This window comes from bacterium (genome assembly GCA_036524115.1).
Taxonomy (GTDB): domain Bacteria; phylum JAUVQV01; class JAUVQV01; order JAUVQV01; family DATDCY01; genus DATDCY01.
The window spans coordinates 1-16,774 of record DATDCY010000240.1; the positions used below are offsets into that span (position 1 = coordinate 1).

Sequence of the window (16,774 nt, forward strand, 5' to 3'; positions counted from 1 at the left end):
GCAACGGCACCGGATGCGGCTCCGCGCAGCGGGCCGGACGCGAATCCGAGCCGGGCCCCGGCCGGCGGCGGCGACCTGTTCGCGCGCCTCGTCGAGCGGGTGCGCGCCGCCAAGGGGATGCTCGCCGACTTCCTCGAGCACGGACGCCTCGTCCAGGCCGGCGACGCCGTGATCGAGATCGGCTTCGCCCCGGAGGAGAGCTTCTTCCTCGACACCGCGAAGGAGACCGAGAACCTCGCCTGCGTGCGCGCTGCGGCCCGCGAGCTGCTCGGCGGCCGCGCCGAGGTGCGCCTGACGGTGCTCGGCAGCGGGCAGGGAGCGGCGGGCGGGGGCGAGGCGCCGCGCGAGAGCGACCGGCACCGGCGGCTGCGGCACGAGGCGCTCGACACGGACGCGATCCGCTGGACGATGGAGGTCCTCGACGCGCACGTCGTCGACGTGAAACTCGAACAGTAGGAGAGTCTTTGTGAATCAGATGCAGCAGATGATGCGCCAGGCCCAGAAGATGCAGGCCCAGATCCTCAAGGTCCAGGAGGAGATGGCGGAGCACCGCGAGGAGGCCGCCGCCGGCGGCGTGGTCACCGTCGGCGCCAGCGGCAAGGGCGAGATCACGGACGTGCGGATCGACCCCCAGGCGCTGCGCCCCGAGGACGCCGAGATGCTCCAGGACCTCTTCGTGGTCGCGTCCAACGAGGCGCTGCGCAAGGCGCGCGAGGCGGTGGAGCACGCGATGAAGAAGGTGACCGGCGGCGCCGGCCTCCCGGGGCTCTTCTAGCGGCTGCCAGGGGACGGATGGGATCCACGCGGAGCACCGATCGCCTCGCCGCGGAGCTGGCGCGCCTGCCGGGCGTGGGGCGGCGCACCGCGCAGACCATGGTCCAGGAGATCCTCAAGATGCCGCAGGAGGAGGCGGTGCGCCTCGCGCGGCTGATCGTCGAGGTCCGGAAGAAGACGCGCGCCTGCGCCACCTGCTTCACGCTCGCGGAGGAGGAGCGCTGCCCGATCTGCGCCGACCCGGGGCGCGACCGCGCGGTGATCTGCGTCGTCGAGGAGGCGCACGACCTGGCCGCGATCGAGAAGGCGCGCGCCTACCGCGGGCTCTACCACGTGCTCGGCGGCGTGCTCTCGCCGCTCGAGGGGATCGGCCCCGACGAGCTGCGCGTGCGCGAGCTGCTCGGCCGGGTCCGCGCGGGCGGGGTGCGGGAGGTGCTGATCGCGACCAACCCGACCCTCGAGGGCGAGGCCACCGCGCTCTACCTCGGCAAGCAGCTCAAGGGCCTCGGCGCCGCGGTGACGCGCCTCGCCCGGGGCGTTCCCGTCGGCGGCGAGTTGGAGTATCTTGACGAAATGACTCTGGCTAAGGCAATCGAGAACCGGCGCGAGGTCTAGGGCGGCGGCGGCAGGCAACGACAGGGGAGGGGAACATGCAGGGCATTACTGAGATTCGCTGGCACGGGCGGGCCGGCCAGGGGACGGTCTCCGCGGCGAAGATCCTCGCCGACACCGCGATGGCGGCGGGGGACTTCGTCCAGGCCTTCCCGGAGTACGGGCCGGAGCGCGAGGGCGCGCCGCTGCGCGCCTACAACCGCATCGCCAAGCGGCGGTTCTCCATCTACTGCGAGATCGAACACCCCGGGGTCATCGTCGTCATGGACCCGACGCTGCTCGACACCGTGAACGTCACCGACGGCGCAACGCCGGAGACGGTCTTCCTCGTCAACAGCCCCAAGTGCGTCGCCGACCTCAAGGTCGCCCACCCCCAGCTGGCGCCCTACCAGGTCTGGACCGTCGACGCCACGAACATCTCGCTCGGCGCGCTCGGCAAGAGCTTCCCGAACACGCCGACCCTCGGCGCCGTCGCCAAGGTCACGGGCGTCATCGGACTGGACGCGCTGCTCGCGTGCGTCAAGGGCATCCTCGGCAAGAAGCTCTCGGCCGAGGTCATCGAGAAGAACCTGAGCATCGTGCGCCGCGGGTTCGAGGAGGTCCAGAGCTAGCCATGGCCGAGAAGAAGAAGGGTTGGAAGGAGCTGCCGCTCGGCGGCGCCATCCCCGGCGGGGGCACCTCGCACGCCTACGTCACCGGGGGCTGGCGCACGTTCCGCCCGGTGCTCGACAGGAAGAAGTGCACCAACTGCATGATCTGCTGGGTCTTCTGCCCGGACTCGTCCGTCATCTTCAAGGACGGCAAGCACCAGGGGTTCGACCTGGCCCACTGCAAGGGCTGCGGCATCTGCGCCGAGGAGTGCCCGAAGAAGATCCAGGCGATCACGATGGTCGAGGAGACCGAGTTCAAGAACGAGGGGGTCTGTCATGCCGAAGGGTAAGGTCGCCGGCCTCACCGGCAACGAGGCGATGGCGGAGGCGATGCGCCAGATCGCCCCGGACGTCGTCGCCGCCTATCCGATCACCCCCTCGACGCAGGTGGTCGAGAACTTCTCGCAGTTCGTCGCCGACGGCAAGGTGCCGACGAACTTCGTCACCACCGAGAGCGAGCACTCGGCGATGTCCGCGTGCATTGGCGCGGCGGCCGCCGGCGGGCGTGTCATGACCGCGACGTCGTCCGCGGGCCTCGCCCTGATGTGGGAGATGCTCTACGTCGCCTCGGGGCTGCGCCTGCCGATCGTGATGGCGACGGTCAACCGCGCGCTCTCGGCGCCGCTGAACATCCACGGCGACCACTCCGACTCCATGGGCGCGCGCGATTCCGGCTGGATCCAGCTCTACGGCGAGAACGCGCAGGAGGCCTACGACAACGCGCTCATGGCCTTCGGCATCGCCGAGGACCCGGCGGTGCGCCTGCCGGTGATGTGCTGCTACGACGGCTTCACCATCAGCCACGCGATCGAGCGCGTCGAGCTGCTCGCGGACGACGCGGCGAAGAAGTTCGTCGGCGCCTACAAGCCGCTGCTCCCGATGCTCGACATCAAGCACCCGGTGACCTACGGCGCGGTCGACCTGCAGGACTACTACACCGAGCACAAGCGCCAGCAGGTCGAAGGCATGGCCGGCGCGCGCGGGGCCATCCTGCGCGAGGCCGAGCGCTACGCGAAGCTCACCGGGCGCTCCTACGGGCACTTCGCCACGCACCGGCTCGAGGACGCGGAGGTCGGCGTGCTCTCGCTGAGCTCGTCGGCGGGCACGATGCGCGAGGTCATCGACGAGCTGCGCGAGCAGGGCATCAGGGCCGGCGGGCTCAAGCTGCGGGTGTTCCGGCCGTTCCCGGCGGCCGAGCTGGCGGCGGCGCTCGGGCACCTCAAGGTGCTCGCGGTGCTCGACCGCGCGGACTCCTTCGGGGCCTTCGGCGGGCCGGTCTTCCACGAGGTGCGCTCCGCGCTCTACGACGCGCCGCAGCGCCCCCGCGTGGTGAACTACATCTACGGCCTCGGCGGCCGCGACCTGAGCCTGGAGGAGGGGCGCCAGCTGCTGCGGCGCGTCAAGACGATCGCCGACACGGGGAAGGTCGACAGCCAGTACGACTACCTCCAGGTCCGGGCGTAGGGAGACAAGGATCATGACGACGGCAACCACCACCCCGCTGAGCCTCAAGGAACTCTCGAAGAAGCCCGAGCAGCTCGCCGGCGGCCACCGCCTCTGCGCCGGCTGCATGCACTCGGTGATCGTGCGCCAGGTGCTCATGGCGGCCGAGCAGCCGGTGCTCGCCTCCTGCGCGACCGGCTGCCTCGAGGTCGCGACCTCGATCCACCCCTACAGCGCCTGGCGCATTCCCTGGATCCACAGCGCCTTCGAGAACGCCGCGGCCACCGCCTCGGGCATGGAGGCGATGTTCGTCTCCCTCAAGAAGCAGGGCAAGCTCCCGGCGGACGCCGACTACCGCTTCATCGCCTTCGGCGGCGACGGCGGCACGTATGACATCGGGCTGCAGTCGCTCTCGGGGGCGCTCGAGCGCGGCCACCGCATGCTTTACGTCTGCTGCGACAACGGCGCCTACATGAACACCGGCATCCAGCGCTCGAGCGCGACGCCGCTCGGCGCCTCGACCACGACGTCGCCGGCCGGCAAGGTGCTGCCCGGGAAGCTGCAGTGGCGCAAGGACCTCGCGCGCATCGTCGCGGCGCACAACATCCCCTACGTGGCGCAGGCCTCGCCGCACAACTGGCTGGACCTGATGAAGAAGGTGCGCAAGGCGCTCGCGGCCGACGGGCCGAGCTTCATCAACGTGCTCTCGACCTGCCACCGCGGCTGGCGCAGCAAGCCCTCGCAGGCGGTCGCGATCCTGCGCCCGGCGGTGGACAGCTGCTACTGGCCGCTCTTCGAGATCGAGGACGGGAAGCTGACGATCACCTACAAGCCCAAGGCGAAGGTCCCGGTGACCGAGTGGCTCAAGCTGCAGGGGCGCTTCGCGCACCTGTTCAAGCCGGCGCCGAACGAGGCCATGCTCACGGCCTTCCAGGAGCGCGTCGACTTCGAGTGGGAGCGGCTCCTCAGGCAGGAGTCCTGCGGGTTGTAGTGCGCCGGCGCATGTGCCATACTTTTCGGGCACTTCCGGGGCGCCCTGCGTCCGTTCGCGGAGCCATGAGGAGCGAAGGGTGAACGCCAACACGGACCTGATCCTCTACGAGGAGGAGTTCCAGCAGATCGTCGCCGAGGTCGAGCGGCTCTGCCGGGACGCCAACGCCAAGGTCGTCTTCCTCGTCGACAAGAACGGCCAGCTCATCGCCTCCTCCGGCAACGCCGGGGGCATGGACACCACGTCGCTGGCCTCGCTGACGGCCGGCAACATCGCGGCCACGGGGGGGCTGGCCAAGCTCCTCGGCGAGAAGGAGTTCTCCATCCTCTTCCACGAGGGCGAGAAGGACAACATGCACATCTCGCTCGTCGGCGACCGCGTGATCCTCGTCGTGATCTTCGACTCGCGCACCTCGCTCGGGCTCGTGCGCCTGCGCGTCAAGCGGACCTCCGAGGCGCTGACGCGGATCTTCGAGACGATCGTGAGGAAGTCCGAGGCCGAGAAGTCGGCCCCCGGGGCGGCCGGTGTCGAGGCGGCCTCGGCGTTCGCCGAGATCACCGAGGACGACATCGACAACCTGTTCCGGTAAGGGGGTCGCAGGAGCGCGCCGTGTCATTCATCAACTACGCCTCGCGCGAGATCAACTGCAAGCTCGTCTACTACGGCCCGGGGCTCTGCGGCAAGACGACGAACCTGCAGTACATCTACCAGAAGACCAACCCCGACATCCGCGGCAAGATGATCTCGCTGGCCACCGAGACCGAGCGCACGCTCTTCTTCGACTTCCTGCCGCTGGCGCTCGGGAGCATCCGCGGCTTCAAGGTGCGCTTTCACCTCTACACGGTGCCGGGGCAGGTCTTCTACGACGCCTCGCGCAAGCTGATCCTCAAGGGGGTCGACGGCGTGATCTTCGTCGCCGACTCGCAGCTCGAGCGCATGGAGGCCAACGTCGAGAGCGTGGAGAACCTGCGGCTGAACCTCCAGGAGCAGGGGTACGACCTCGACAAGCTGCCCTACGTGATCCAGTACAACAAGCGGGACCTGGCGAACGTCGCGCCGCTCCACGAGATGCGCGAGCTGATCAACCCGAACGGGGTGCCGGACTACGAGGCGGTCGCGCCGGTCGGCACGGGAGTCTTCGACACGCTCAAGGCGGTCGCGCGGCTGGTCCTCATCGAACTCAAGCGCGGCCAGGGCGGCTAGCAGGGCGCCGATAACGGCCCATCTGCGGCGTCGGTCTTCGTCCTGCGTCGCTGCGGCGTGCACACAGCACGCCTCACTCCTCGGACTCGTCCTCCTTGCATCTGGACCATTCTCGGCCCCTGCTGCGCTTGCCGACAAGACACAATAGCCGGATATTGACAGTCCAGAGGGTTCCGGCTAATGTTCCCTCCGCCGAAAACCCTACCGACACTCCCCGGTAGCTCAATCGGCAGAGCATTCGGCTGTTAACCGAAGGGTTGCTGGTTCGAGTCCAGCCCGGGGAGCCACTGGCCGCGAACGGCGCGGCGAAGGTTGCGATCTTGTGGTACGCTTTCGGCGTTCTCTGGGACATTCGTCGCTGATCGAGCGTGAAAGGGGGCCGGCCATGAGGACCCGGATGTTGTCGTTTCTGGCGGTGGGGGCGCTGGCGTCGGGAATCGCCTGGGCGATGCCGGCAGCGGTGGAGGCGAGCCAGGGAGAAGCGGCCGCGGCCTGCGAGGCCCGCGAGGCTTTCGAGGGAACGCTGCCCTGGACATTCCGCGGGGTCACCTATCCGAGCCAGCGCTACTTCGTCGAGAACTTCAAGTGCGGCGCCCACAAGTACAAGTTCGCGAAGCAGACCCAGGAGGAGAAGGACATCGCCGCCGGGAAGCGGCCCGGCGGGGGCGGCGGGGCGACGATCACGGGCGGCACGGTCAACGTCTACTTCCACGTCATCAGAGACGGCGCCGGCGGCGGCGATGTCCCGGACAGCCGGATAGCCGACCAGATCGCCGTGATGAACGCCGCGTATACCTCCACAGGCTGGAAGTTTGTCCTGGCCGCGGTCGACCGCACCGACAACGACGCCTGGTACACGCTGGGCCCGAACACGCCGGAGGAGCGGGCGGCGAAGGTCGCGCTGCGGCAGGGCTCGGCGGGGGACCTCAACCTCTACGCCGCGAAAATCGGCGGGGGGCTCCTGGGCTGGTCGACCTTCCCCTCGAGCTACGCCGTCGACCCGTACGACGACGGCGTGGTGGTCCTCAACGCCAGCCTGCCCGGCGGCGGGGCGGCGCCGTACAACCTGGGCGACACGGCCGTCCACGAGATCGGCCACTGGATGGGGCTCTACCACACGTTCCAGGGCGGCTGCTCGAAGACCAACGACGTGATCGGCGACACGCCGGCCGAGAAGAGCGCCGCGTTCGGCTGCCCGTACGGGAGGGACACCTGCCGGATGGCGGGGGAGGACCCGATCTTCAACTTCATGGACTACACCGACGACTCCTGCATGGTCGAGTTCACGGCAGGCCAGGACTCGCGGATGGACCTGCAGTACGAGCTCTATCGCCTGGGCAGGTAGACGCGCGCGTCCCACCGGCGGCGTCGTGCGCCACGGCGGTTGACAGCCGCAGGAGGATTCCCAGAATACGCTCCACGTGTCTCTGAAGAGGAGCGTCGCTCATGACGATCAGCGGTGCGCACGCCGGCCCGGGCACTGGCGGGCCGATGTGCGCCACCCGTTGAGCCATCCTGAAGACCACACACCCGACCACATGACGAAAGAGGAATGATGAGCAACCGCATCATGCTGATCAACGGGCGCCACGCGGAGCAGCTGCGCGTCGCCGTCGTGGAGGGGGGAGTCCTCCAGCTCTACGACGTCGAGGGCGCCGAGACCCCGCTGAAGCGCGGCAACATCTACCGCGGCGTGATCACCAACGTCGAGCGCAGCCTCAATGCCGCCTTCGTCGACTTCGGCGACGCGAAGAACGGCTTCCTCACCCGCCACGACGTCATCCCGGAGGCGTTCCACCGCGGCGGGGGCGACGCCGGGCACCGGCCGATCGACGAGGTGCTCAAGAAGGGGCAGCCCATCGTGGTGCAGGTCACGCGCGACCCCGAGGGCGGCAAGGGCGCGGCGCTCACGACCAACGTCAGCATCGCCGGCCGCTTCCTCGTCTACTTCCCGTACGACCCGCAGCGCGGCGTCTCGCGCAAGGTCGAGGACGAGGCGCTGCGCCGCAAGCTGCGCGAGAAGGCGAAGGACCTCGACCTGGAGGAGAGCGAGGGCTTCATCGTCCGCACCAACGCCGCCGACCAGACCAAGGCCGACCTCAAGGCGGACCTGCAGGCCCTCAAGCGGCTCTGGAAGGCCGTGGTCGACGACGCGGAGCAGGGCCGCGGCCCGAAGCTGCTCTACGACGACCAGGACCTGCTGTTCCACTCGCTGCGCGACAACCTCGACACGAAGATCGAGGAGGTGCTGATCGACGACGAGCAGCTCCTCGCCAAGGCGGAGCGGTACGTCCAGGCGGCGATGCCGCGCGCGAAGGTCGCCCTCCGGCTGCACGCCGAGCGCGCGCCGCTCTTCGCGCGCTTCAACCTCGAGGCCCAGATCGAGTCGATCTACCGGCGCACCGTCGGTTTGCCCGGCGGCGGCGCGATCGTCATCGACCACGCCGAGGCGCTGACCGCCATCGACGTCAACTCCGGGTCGTCGAAGGCCGGGAAGAACCAGGGCGACACGGCCTACGCCACGAACCTCGAGGCGGCGGCCGAGGTCGGGCGGCAGCTGCGCCTCCGCGACATCGGCGGCCTGGTGGTCGTGGACTTCATCGACATGCGCACGCGCTCGCACCGCCACGAGGTGGAGAAGGTGCTGCGCGAGGCGATGAAGCAGGACCGCGCTCGCCACCAGATCGGGCGCATCGGCGAGAACGGGCTGGTGGAGATCAACCGCCAGCGCATCAGGAGCGCCCTGCAGATGCGCACCCGCCGGGTCTGCCCGACCTGCGAGGGTGTCGGCCGCGTCATCAGCCCCGAGCTGCTGAGCCTGAACCTGGTGCGCCGCATCGAGGCGCGGGCGGCGGCCGGGAGGCTGGCGCGGGCGAAGGTGGCGCTGCACCCGAAGGTCGCCGACTACGTGCAGAACAACCGCCGGCGCGAGCTCGCCGACCTCGAGAACGCGTACCGCATCGTGGTGGAGATCGTTGGCGACGCGGGCGCGGAGCTCTCGATGGAGCGCTACGAGTGGTTCGATCTCCCCGCGTGGGAGATGCCCGAGGCGCCGGAGCAGCGCGCGCAAGACGATGGCGGGGAGCCCGAGCCGGCCGCGACGGGGGATCTCGCCGGCGCGGAGCCGGTCGAGGCGCCCGCGGCGCAGGCCGTGCCGGCGCCCGTGACTGCGGCGGCGCCGCCGCCGCGCGAGGGCGCGCGGGAACACCGGGATGGAGAAGGCGGCGGCAAGCGCTCCCGTCGCAAGCGGCGGCGGCGCGGCCGGCGCGGTGATGGCGGCGGGGCCCCGGCGCCATCCTTCCCGGGACGGGTGCAGGCCCCGGCGGCGTCGATCGGCTCGGTGGTCGAGACCATCGGGAACAGGGTTCCCGAGGACGAGCCGCTGGTCGAGATCAACGGGAACAGGGTCCCCGAGGACGAACTGCCGGTCGACATCGACGGGAACAGGGTGCCTCGGGCCGCGGGGGCGCCCACGCACGGGAGCCAGCCCCGCGCGACGGAAGACGGCTCCGCGTCCTCCCGGCGGCGCCGACGGCGGCGGCGCCGGTCACGGGGCGAGGGAGCGGCCGGGACGGGAGCGGCGGCGTCGGTCTCGCCGCAGTCCCTTGCAGAGCCCGTGGCGGTTCGCCAGGACGAGGTCGCGATGGCGCCCGCCGCGCCGCGGCCGGCCCCGCAATTGACCGTGCCCGAGCCGGCACCAACCTCCTCGGCCGCCCCGGCCCCGGACACCGGGGGCGAAGCCGGAGCGCCGTCCGTTCCCGCGGAAGGATCGCCCGGGAAGAAGGCGCGGAGGAAGACCGGATCGAAGACGGCCGCAGCGCCGCGGAAGAAGACCAAGGCCGCTCCGAAGAAGGCGGCCTCCAGGAAGGGTCCGGCGGAAGAAGCGCCCCCGGAGAGCCGGGACTGACGGCTTCGGAGCCTGGCCGCGCCTGCTGCAGCGCGGCGCGCCGCCGTGCCGCGGCAGACGGGCGGTCTAGTGCGGCAGCCCGAAAAGGTAGTAGGCCAGGCAGGCCGCGCCGAGGGTGGCGCCCCCGGCCGTCACCTCGCGGGCCCGGCCCGCGAAGACCTTGCAGAGCGGCGCCGCCACCAGCCCGACCGTCAGGCCGTTGGCGATGTTGTAGGTGAAGACCATCGTCGCCAGCGTCAGGAACGAGGGGACCAGCTCGGTGGCGTCGTCGAAGTCGATGCGCCGGACCGTGCCGAACATGATGACGCCGACGAGCACCAGCGCCGGCGCGTAGGCGTAGCGCATCTGCTGCAACGGCGCGACCAGCGGCAGGAAGAAGAGCGAGAGCGCGAAGAGCCCGGCCGTCACCAGCGCCGCCAGGCCCGTGCGCGCGCCCTCGCGGATGCCGGTGGCCGACTCGATGTAGGCGCCGCTCGTCGAGGTCCCGAGCAGCCCGCTCACGACGCAGGCGAGGGCATCGACGGTCATCGGCCGCTCGATCTGCGGCAGGTCGCCGCGCTCGTCGAGCATGCCCCCCGCCGCGCCGACGCCGACGAGCGAGCCGAGCGTGTCGAGGAAACCCATGAGGACGAGGGTCAGCAGCACCGGGAAGAGCGCGGGGCGCAGGACGCCCGCGACGTCGAGCTTCAGCGCGATGGGTGCGAGCGAGTACTCGCCGGTGAAGGGCAGGGCGAAGAGCCCCGCCGGGGCGCTGCCGTGGCCGAGGAGCACGCCGGCGACTGCCGTCACGGCGATCCCGAGGATCACCGCGCCGGTGACCTTCCGCAGGTAGAGCCCGATCATGACCACCAGGCCGAAGAGCGCCAGCAGCACCTCGGGCGAGCGCAGGTCGCCGATCTTCAGCGGAACGTCGGGCGCGCGCAGCAGTCCGCCGCCGCCGTCGAGGGCCGCGGCCGGCATTCCCGTGACGAAGCTGGTGACGAGACCGCACTCGTAGAGGCCGATGAGGGTCAGGAACAGCCCGATCCCGGCCGCGAAGCTGTGCTTGAGGCTCCGGGAGATGGACTCGGCCAGCCAGCGCCGCACCCCGAGCAGGGTGATGGCGAGGAAGACGACGCCGGAGATGAAGACCGCGCCGAGCCGCTGCTGCCAGCCGATGCCGAGGGCGGCGAGGCCGAAGGCGATGAAGGCGTTCTCGCCCATGTAGGGCGCGACGGCGATCGGCCGGTTGGCGTACAGCCCCATCAGCGCGGTGCCGAAGACCGCCGTGACGATGGTCGCGACCGTGCTCGGCCCGGTCGGGATTCCGGCGAACGACAGGATCGCGGGGTTCACCACGATGATGTAGGCCATGGTCACGAACGTGGTGACGCCGCCGATGACCTCGGCGCGCAGGCTCGACCCGCGCTGGCGCACCTGGAATCGATCGGCGATCGTCATCGGCTGCTCCCCGGTTTGCGGCGCCGGCCCCTGCGCGCCGGCCCGCCAGAGTTTCCGGCGGGCGGCCGCCGCCTGTCAAGGTCGCGCGCGGTCTTGACTTGCGCCGCGCGCGGCACGAGACTCGCGGGATCGTGCGCCCCCGCAGGCTGGCGTGCCTCGCTATCGCCGTCGCCCTCGTGCTGGCGGTGGCGCTCGTCTACGTGCGGACCGGCCGCAACGGCTTCGTCAAGTACGACGACAACTCCTATGTCTACGAGAACCCGGTGGTGCTGCGCGGTCTCACCCCGGAGGGGATCGCGTGGGCCTTCGGCATCCACGCGTCGAACTGGCATCCGCTGACCTGGATTTCCCACATGGCGGACGCGTCGCTGTTCGGCGCGCGGGCCGGCGGACACCACCTGCACAGCGCCCTGCTGCACGGCGCGAACGCCCTTCTGCTCGCGGCGGCGCTGGCGCGCCTGACGGGCGCGCTCTGGCCCAGCGCCCTGGTGGCGGCCCTGTTCGCGGTCCACCCCCTGCGCGTGGAGTCCGTCGCCTGGGCATCCGAGCGCAAGGACGTCCTCTGCGGGCTGTTCTTCCTTCTGGCCGTCGCCGCCTACGCGCGCCACGCGCGGCGGCCTTCGTGGGTACGCTTCGCCGTGGTCGCCGCCCTCTTCGCGCTGGCCCTGGCGTCCAAGCCGATGGCGATCACGCTCCCCCTTGTCCTGCTGCTCCTGGACTGGTGGCCGCTCGGGAGGTTTGCGGCCCGGCGCCGGCCGGCGGACCTGCTCCTCGAGAAGGTCCCCCTGCTGGTGCTCGCGGCCGGCTCCGCGCTGATCACGCTGCGCGCGCAGCTCGAGGGAGTCCGCGATTTCGTCGCCCCCTCGCTCGCGGCGCGGCTGGCCAACGCGACCGTCTCCTGCGCCGCGTATCTGGGGCAGTCGCTCTGGCCCTCGGACCTCGCCGTCCTGTACCCGTATCCGACGCAGGTCGGCTGGGCCGGCCCGGTCGCGGCAGCGGCGCTGCTCGCCGCGCTACTCGGCATGGCGGTGGCGGCCCGCCGACGCCACCCCGTCCTGCTCTTCGGCGTCCTCTGGTACCTCGTCATGCTCGTGCCGGTCCTCGGGATCGTGCAGGTCGGCGCGCAAGCGCGGGCGAACCGCTACACCTACCTGCCGCTGATCGGACCGGCCCTGGCGGCGGTCTGGCTTGCGGTCGGGCTGGCGCCGGCCGGCAGGAGGGTCCGGGCGGCAGGGGTTGCCGTCGCAGCCGCCGCCCTCACGGCCTTCGGCGCTGCGGCATGGCTGCAAGCGGGGTTCTGGCGCAACAGCCGCACCCTGTTCGAGCGCACGACGGCCGTCACCGCGGACAACTACCTCATCCTCACCAACCTCGGGCAGGAGTACGTCGAGGCCGGGGAGTTCGACGCGGCACGGCGGGCCCTCGAGCAGGCCGTGCGCGCCAATCCCGGCCACTGCAACGCCCTCTACACGCTGGGAGGCTCCTACTACAACCAGGGGCGGTTCGCGGAGGCGATCGGACCGTACGAGCGCTCCCTGCAGTGCTACAAGGCGCAGAGCGCCAGCCGCGCCTACGTCGCCGACGTCCACTACTTCCTGGGCTCCGCTCGCCAGGGCCTGGGGCGGTACGCGGAGGCGGAGCGAGAGTTCCTCTCGGTCCTCTCGCTGCGGCCGGACGACGCCAGGGCCGCGAGCCAGCTCGCGTTCGTGCGCGCCGTCCGGCGGCTCCCGGACCCCTGAAGCGGCGGGCACCCGTCGCGCAGTTGACGGGGCACGGGCCGGGACCTAGTTTCCCCGGCAGGAAGCGTTCCGTTCGAGCCACACCGCGGGACCCGCTCGCCGCTGACCGGACCGAAAGGAGTCGACCATGCCGGAAATGGAGAGCCGCACCAGCGCGCCGGGCCCCGACCGCACCCCCGGGGTGGAGGGCTCCGAGGCGCTCGCGGAGCTGGCGCTCGACCTGCGGTGGTCGTGGAACCACGCCGCCGACGAGATCTGGCAGCAACTCGACCTGGAGCTCTGGGAGCTGACCCACAACCCCTGGGTCGTGCTCCAGACCGTCTCGCGCGAGCGGGTCCAGCAGGCCCTGGCGGACCCCGCGTTCCGCGAGAAGGTCGAAGGCCTCGTGCGGGCGCGGCGCGGGGCGACCGCCGCGGTCGGCTGGTTCCAGGAGCGTCACGCGGGCGCGCCGCTGCGCGCCGTCGCCTACTTCAGCATGGAGTTCATGCTCAGCGAGGCGCTGCCCATCTACTCCGGGGGCCTGGGCAACGTCGCTGGCGACCACCTGAAGGCCGCCAGCGACCTGGGGATCCCGGTGGTGGGCGTCGGGCTCCTCTACCAGCAGGGGTACTTCCGGCAGGTCATCGACCGCAACGGCGCGCAGCAGTCGCTCTACCCGTACAACGACCCCGGGCAGCTGCCGATCGTGCCGCTGCGCGGTCCCGATGGCGAGTGGCTGCGCGTGGAGCTGACGCTTCCCGGGTACTCGCTGTGGCTGCGCGCCTGGCAGGTGGAGGTCGGCCGGGTGCGGCTCTACCTGCTCGACAGCAACGACGCCGCGAACTACCCGGCCCACCGGGGCATCACGAGCGAGCTGTACGGCGGCGGGCCCGAGCTGCGGCTCCAGCAGGAGATGGTGCTCGGGCTCGCGGGCTGGCGGCTGCTGCGCCGGCTCGGCGTCGCGCCCGAGGTCTGCCACATCAACGAGGGCCACGCCGCACTCGCCGTCCTCGAGCGGGCCCGCTCCTTCATGGACGACACGAAGCTGCCCTTCGAGGTGGCCCTCGCAGCGACGAGGGCCGGCAACCTCTTCACGACGCACACGCCGGTCGCGGCCGGCTTCGACCGCTTCGCGCCCGCGCTGGTGGAACACTACCTCGGCAGGTACGCCGCGGACGTGCTCGGCGTCCCGGTGCAGCGCTTCCTCGCGCTCGGCCGGCAGAACCCGGCGAACGCCGGGGAGGAGTTCACCATGGCGTATCTCGCCCTGCGCGGCTGCGGGGCGGCGAACGGGGTGAGCCGGCTGCACGCCGAGGTCAGCCGCCGCATCTTCCAGCCGCTCTACCCGCGCTGGCCCGACGCCGAGGTGCCGATCGGCCACGTCACCAACGGCGTCCACGTGCCGTCGTGGGACTCGGAGGAGGCCGACGAGCTCTGGACCCAGAGCTGCGGGAAGGAGCGCTGGCTCGGCGACGTGGAGGGCCTGGAGGAGAAGATCCGCGCCGTCCCCGACTGGCAGGTCTGGGAGTGCCGCTCCTCGGCCCGCAAGTCCCTGGTCCAGTTCGTGCGCCGCCAGCTCTCGCGCCAGCTCGCCGTCTCCGGCGCGCCCCCCGGCGAGTGCGACGCCGCGGGCCACATCTTCGACGTGAACACGCTGACCCTCGGGTTCGCCCGGCGCTTCGCGACGTACAAGCGCCCGAACCTCCTGCTGCACGACGAGGAGCGGCTGCTGCGCATCCTCGCCAACGCGCAGCGGCCCGTGCAGCTGGTACTCGCCGGCAAGGCGCACCCCGCGGACGCGGCCGGCCAGGCCATGATCGGGCAGTGGCAGCGCTTCATCCGGCGGCCGGGCGCGCGCGCACACGTGGTGTTCCTCAGCGACTACGACATGATCCTGGCCGAGCGCCTCGTCCAGGGCGTGGACGTCTGGATCAACACGCCCCGCCGGCCGTGGGAGGCCTGCGGCACGAGCGGCATGAAGGTGCTCGTCAACGGCGGGATCAACCTCTCGGAGCTGGACGGCTGGTGGGCCGAGGCGTACGCGCCGGAGGTCGGCTTCGCGCTTGGCGACGGCCACGAGCACGGCGACGACCCGGGGTGGGACGCGGCCGAGGCCGGGGAGCTGTACGCGCTGCTCGAGCAGCGGATCGTCCCGGAGTTCTACCGGCGCGACGCGACCGGCATCCCGACGGCCTGGGTGGCCCGCGTCCGCGAGAGCATGGCGCGGCTGACCCCGCGCTTCGCGGCGAACCGCAGCGTCCGGGAGTACGCGGAGCGCTACTACCTGCCGGCGGCGGAGGCCTATCTGCGGCGCGCGGCCGACACGGGGGCGCCGGCGGCCGACCTGATCGCGTGGGCGCGCGTGCTGGACGGCGGCTGGGCCAACCTGCGCTTTGGCGACGCGGCCATCGAGACCCGCGGCGGCGCCCTCGACGTCTCGATCCACGTCTATCTCAACGGCGTGCCGGCGGACTCGGTCCGCGTCGAGCTCTATGCGGAGGGCGCTGCCGGCGGCGGTCCCGATGTCCACGAGCTTCAGCGGGGGCAGCAGCTCGTGGGCGCCGAGAACGGCTACGTCTACCGGGGGACGGTCCCGGCGTCGCGCCCCGCCGGCGATTACACGGCGCGGATCGTGCCGCAGCGCGAGGGCGTCGCCGTCCCGCTGGAGGTGGCGCACATCCTCTGGCAGCGCTAGGGCGCGGCCGCCGTTCCCCGGGCTGCCTCCTCCCCGAGCGCGCGCCGCAGCGCCCTCTGGAGGTCGGCGAGGCGGAAGGGCTTCTGGACGAACCCGCTGGGGGCCAGTTCTGCGAAGCGCCCCTGACGCTCGAGCACGTCGTAGCCGCTGCAGAGCACCACGGGCAGCTTCGGCAACGTGGCTCTGATGCGCCGGAGCGTCTCCTCGCCGTCCATCCGCGGCATCGTGAGGTCGAGGAGGACGGCGCGGATCTCCCCGCCATGCTTCTCCAGCGTCCCGAGCGCCTCGAGGCCGTCGGCGGCCTCGAGCACGCCGAAGCCCATGGCGCGGAGCATGCGCGAGGCCATGTCCCGCACCGGCTCCTCGTCGTCGACCAGCAGGATCGCCCCGGAGCCGCGCCAGGCGCCCGGCTGAACGTCCCCGGGGGCGACTGCCGCGGCGGGGCGGGCGTCCTCGCTCGCGGGCAGGACCACGGAGAACGTCGAGCCGGCTCCCCGCCTGCTGCGCACGGACACCGCCCCGCCGTGACGGCGGACGATGCCCGCCACGACGGGCAGGCCGAGGCCGCGTCCCGCGAACTTGGTGCTGAAGAACGGGTCGAAGACCCGCGGGAGCGTCGCCGCGTCCATCCCCTCCCCCGTGTCGGCCACCTCGAGCAGGACGCGCCGGCCCGCGGCGAGGTCCCCGACGACGAGGTCCCCCGCGACCTGCTCGCCGGGCGCGAGCGCGGCGGTGCGCACGTTGATCGCCCCCTCGTGCTCCCCGATGGCCTCCGAGGCGTTGATCACGAGGTTCATCACGATCTGGCGCAGCTGCGCCGGGTCGGCCTCGACCGCGGGGAGCGCCTCGGCCAGCTCGAGGACCAGGGCGTGGCGCTTGGAGATCGACGAACCGAGCAGCTGAGCCATGTCGTGGACCAGGTCCCGGAGGGCGACCGGCTGGACCGAGATGCTGCCGCGACCCGCGTAGGCGAGCATCTGGCGGGTCAGCTCGGCCGCGTGCAGCGACGCCTTCTGAATCTGCTCGACGGACTCGCGCGCCGGGGCGTCCGGGGGCAGGTCAGCGAGGGCGAGGTCGGCGTTGCCGAGCACCGCGGTCAGCAGGTTGTTGAAGTCGTGCGCGACACCGCCGGTGAGCCGGCCGAGCGCCTCCATCTTCTGAGACTGCCGCAGCGCGGCCTCGACGCGCAGCCGCTGCGCGGTCTCGGTCTGCAGCCGCTCGACCGCCTCGAGCCCCTGTTCGGCGCGGCGCAGCGCGACCCAGGCGAGGGCAACGAGCCCGATCGTCAGCGGCAGGACGATGACCGCGAGCAGCGCCATGTCCTCGCGCCAGCGCGCGAGC

The 16,774-nt window shown here is 71.5% G+C and carries 15 protein-coding genes and 1 tRNA gene; 14 read left to right on the forward strand and 2 right to left on the reverse strand.

Annotated elements, in window-relative coordinates; translation table 11 throughout:
* The 12 genes from VI078_11565 to VI078_11620 all read left to right on the forward strand — a co-directional run.
* The coding region (locus VI078_11565) for a hypothetical protein (GenBank protein ID HEY5999920.1) at positions 1-456 on the forward strand (456 nt) is incomplete at its 5' end.
* 10 nt (positions 457-466) lie between these two features.
* On the forward strand, positions 467-775 hold the full coding sequence (locus tag VI078_11570; protein ID HEY5999921.1) for a YbaB/EbfC family nucleoid-associated protein: 309 nt from the start codon (positions 467-469) through the stop codon (positions 773-775).
* A gap of 17 nt (positions 776-792) precedes the next feature.
* The gene (gene recR / locus VI078_11575) at positions 793-1,389 is read left to right on the forward strand and encodes a recombination mediator RecR (GenBank protein ID HEY5999922.1); all 597 of its coding nucleotides are present in this window, start codon (positions 793-795) and stop codon (positions 1,387-1,389) included.
* 35 nt (positions 1,390-1,424) lie between these two features.
* The gene (locus VI078_11580) at positions 1,425-1,997 is read left to right on the forward strand and encodes a 2-oxoacid:acceptor oxidoreductase family protein (GenBank protein HEY5999923.1); all 573 of its coding nucleotides are present in this window, start codon (positions 1,425-1,427) and stop codon (positions 1,995-1,997) included.
* A gap of 2 nt (positions 1,998-1,999) precedes the next feature.
* The gene (locus VI078_11585) at positions 2,000-2,326 is read left to right on the forward strand and encodes a 4Fe-4S dicluster domain-containing protein (protein HEY5999924.1); all 327 of its coding nucleotides are present in this window, start codon (positions 2,000-2,002) and stop codon (positions 2,324-2,326) included.
* A complete protein-coding gene (gene porA, locus VI078_11590; protein HEY5999925.1) occupies positions 2,313-3,500 on the forward strand; it encodes a pyruvate ferredoxin oxidoreductase in 1,188 nt (395 codons plus the stop codon). Before VI078_11585 ends, porA begins: the two co-directional genes overlap by 14 nt.
* A gap of 13 nt (positions 3,501-3,513) precedes the next feature.
* Positions 3,514-4,470, forward strand: coding sequence for a thiamine pyrophosphate-dependent enzyme (locus VI078_11595; GenBank protein ID HEY5999926.1), 957 nt, complete (start codon positions 3,514-3,516; stop codon positions 4,468-4,470).
* A 79-nt stretch (positions 4,471-4,549) separates the two neighbouring features.
* Positions 4,550-5,059: a roadblock/LC7 domain-containing protein gene (locus tag VI078_11600; protein HEY5999927.1), complete on the forward strand. Its 510-nt coding sequence runs from the start codon at positions 4,550-4,552 to the stop codon at positions 5,057-5,059.
* Positions 5,060-5,079: 20 nt separating this feature from the next.
* Positions 5,080-5,673 carry a GTPase domain-containing protein gene (locus VI078_11605; GenBank protein HEY5999928.1) on the forward strand — a complete coding sequence of 198 codons (594 nt, stop codon included), beginning with the start codon at positions 5,080-5,082 and terminating at the stop codon, positions 5,671-5,673.
* A 211-nt stretch (positions 5,674-5,884) separates the two neighbouring features.
* Positions 5,885-5,960: transfer RNA gene (locus tag VI078_11610), tRNA-Asn, on the forward strand.
* A gap of 110 nt (positions 5,961-6,070) precedes the next feature.
* A complete protein-coding gene (locus VI078_11615; protein ID HEY5999929.1) occupies positions 6,071-7,018 on the forward strand; it encodes a zinc metalloprotease in 948 nt (315 codons plus the stop codon).
* Positions 7,019-7,228: 210 nt separating this feature from the next.
* Positions 7,229-9,580 (forward strand): Rne/Rng family ribonuclease, encoded by a 2,352-nt coding sequence (locus VI078_11620; GenBank protein ID HEY5999930.1) that lies wholly within the window; start codon positions 7,229-7,231, stop codon positions 9,578-9,580.
* 66 nt (positions 9,581-9,646) lie between these two features.
* On the opposite strand, the gene VI078_11625 is transcribed toward VI078_11620, so the two are convergent.
* Positions 9,647-11,020 carry an NCS2 family permease gene (locus VI078_11625; protein ID HEY5999931.1) on the reverse strand — a complete coding sequence of 458 codons (1,374 nt, stop codon included), beginning with the start codon at positions 11,018-11,020 and terminating at the stop codon, positions 9,647-9,649.
* Between the two features lie 131 nt (positions 11,021-11,151).
* Between VI078_11625 and VI078_11630 the strand changes: the two genes are divergently transcribed.
* Both VI078_11630 and glgP read left to right on the forward strand, forming a co-directional pair.
* A complete protein-coding gene (locus VI078_11630; GenBank protein ID HEY5999932.1) occupies positions 11,152-12,759 on the forward strand; it encodes a tetratricopeptide repeat protein in 1,608 nt (535 codons plus the stop codon).
* 127 nt (positions 12,760-12,886) lie between these two features.
* The gene (gene glgP, locus VI078_11635) at positions 12,887-15,433 is read left to right on the forward strand and encodes an alpha-glucan family phosphorylase (protein ID HEY5999933.1); all 2,547 of its coding nucleotides are present in this window, start codon (positions 12,887-12,889) and stop codon (positions 15,431-15,433) included.
* Here glgP and VI078_11640 read toward each other — a convergent pair.
* On the reverse strand, positions 15,430-16,774 hold a 1,345-nt coding region (locus VI078_11640; GenBank protein ID HEY5999934.1), incomplete at its 5' end, for an ATP-binding protein. The genes glgP and VI078_11640 overlap by 4 nt on opposite strands.